General features: G+C 71.6%; 1 protein-coding gene. It reads right to left on the bottom strand.

Going from position 1 to position 2,141, the window contains the following annotated elements; translation table 11 throughout:
- Positions 1–2,123: AMP-binding protein (locus ABZ098_RS44905; RefSeq protein ID WP_356600892.1), on the bottom strand; the 2,123-nt coding region annotated here is incomplete at its 3' end.
- Between the last annotated feature and the right edge of the window lie 18 nt (positions 2,124–2,141).

Here is a 2,141-nt window from a genome sequence, read left to right as displayed (position 1 = left end):
GCGGCGAACGGATCCGCGACAAAACGCTCCGCCGTCAGCCCCGCACGCCCCCCATACCCACGCGCCACCTGCGCCCCACCGACATACAACTCACCAGCCACACCCACCGGCACCAGATTCAGCGACCCGTCCACCACATACACCCGCGTATTGGCGACCGGACCACCGATCGACACCCCGCCACCCGGTGCACACACCCCCGCCGACGCGCACACCGTCGTCTCCGTCGGCCCATAAGCGTTGAACAACCGCCGCCCCACCGCCCAGGACCCGGCCAGCTCCTCATCCAGCCGCTCACCCGCCGTCACCAGCGTCCCGACCCCGCCCAGATCCCCCGGCTCCAGCATCTGCAGCAACGACGGCGGCACCGTCGCCACCCCCACCCCCGCCGACCGCACCAGCCCCGCCACCCGACCCGGCTCGCCCCGCTCCCCCGCCGGCACCACCACCAGCGCCGACCCCGAAGCCAGCGCCATCACCAGCTCCCACACCGACGCATCAAAACTGAACGACGCAAACCCCAGCACCCGGTCCCCGGGCACCAACCCGAACAACCCCCGCTGCGCCACCGCCAGGTTCACCACACCACCGTGCGTCACCTGAACACCCTTAGGAGTCCCCGTCGACCCCGACGTGAACATCACATACGCCAGCCGGCCACCGTCCACCACCACCGGCTCCGGGGGCGGCGAGGCGGCCAGCAGCGCCGCGTCCGCCGGATCGTCCAGGCACAGCACCCGCATCCGGCCGGCCGGTAGTTCGTCGGCCAGGTCGGTCGTGCTCAGCAGGACCGGCGCCCGGCTGTCGGCCAGCATGAAGGCCAACCGCTCAGGCGGGTAGTCGGGGTCGAGGGGGAGGTACGCCACGCCGGCTCGCCACGCGCCCAGCACTGCCGCCACCAGGTCGGTCCCACGGGGCAGGCACAGGCCCACGACCGACTCCGGGCCCACACCCGCCGCACCCAGCAGTCCCGCGAACCGTCCGGCCCGCTCCCACAGTGCCCCATATGTCATCTGACGCGAACCGCACACCACCGCCACCGCGTCCGGACGTTGCCGCACCTGTTCGGCGATCAGGTCATGCGCTCCGCCCGCTGCGGGCAGCGGTGCCACCGTGTCGTTCCAGTCCGCTGTCAGCCGGACCCGCTCTGCGGCGGTCAGGAGGGGCAGCTCCGCCACCTTCTGGTCCGTGCTCGTCGCGATCGCCTCCAGCACGGTGGCCAGGTGCCCCGCCATTCGCTCCATCTCGGCCGGATCGAAGCGGTTCCGCTCGTAGTCGAGGCGGATCGACAACTCCGGTCCCGGTCCGATTCCCGCGGCCACCGTCAGCGGGTAGTTGCCCTGCGGGCGGCCGTGGAACACCGTGCCGGCCCGCAGGCCGCCGGTGTCCGGCGAGCTCTGCCCGCCGTTCCAGCCCGGGGCGGGGTAGTTCTCGAAGATGAACAGCGTCTCGAACAGGGGCTGTCCGGCGGGGACCTGGCTGCAGGCCTGGATCTCGGTCAACGGGGTGTGTTCGAAGCGTCGGCCGCGCATCTGCTCGGCCTGTACGGCGGTCAGCCACTGCGGGACGGTCTGGCCGGGATCGACCTTGATGCGGGCCGGGGTGGTGTTCATCAGCAGGCCGACCACGTTCTCGATGCCGTCGAGCTCGCCGCTGCGCCCGGATGAGGTCACCCCGAACACGACGTCGTCGGTACCGGCGTAGCGGGCGGTGAGGACCGCCCAGGCGCCCTGGACGACCGTGTTGACCGTCAGTCGGTGCCGTCGCGCGAACTCCGTCACCCGGGCGAAGGCGTCCTTGTCCAGCCGTGCCCAGGCGGTGCCCCGCCCTGCCTCCCCCGTCGTGTGCCCCACACCGAGCTCGGTGGGTGCGGTGAATCCGGCGAGTTGCTCCCGCCAGTACCGCTTGGCCTCCTCCTGGTCCTGGTCGAGCAGCCAGGCCACGAAGTCGCGGAACGGGCGCCGCTCGGGCAGGAGCGGCTGACGCCCCGCCACCAGTTCCTGGTAGGCCTGCAGCACCTCTCCGATCACGGCGGGGCTGCTCCAACCGTCCAGCAGCAGGTGGTGGTAGCTCCACAGCAGTTGGTGGCGGTCTTCTCCCAGGCGCACCAGTGCGAGGCGCACCAGCGTCGGTGCTCCGAA

Origin of the sequence: Streptomyces sp. NPDC006335, assembly GCF_040612795.1 — a bacterium.
Classification (GTDB): Bacteria; Actinomycetota; Actinomycetes; order Streptomycetales; family Streptomycetaceae; genus Streptomyces.
Note: the sequence above shows the minus strand (reverse complement) of the source record. Positions and strands in the feature narration are given on the sequence as shown.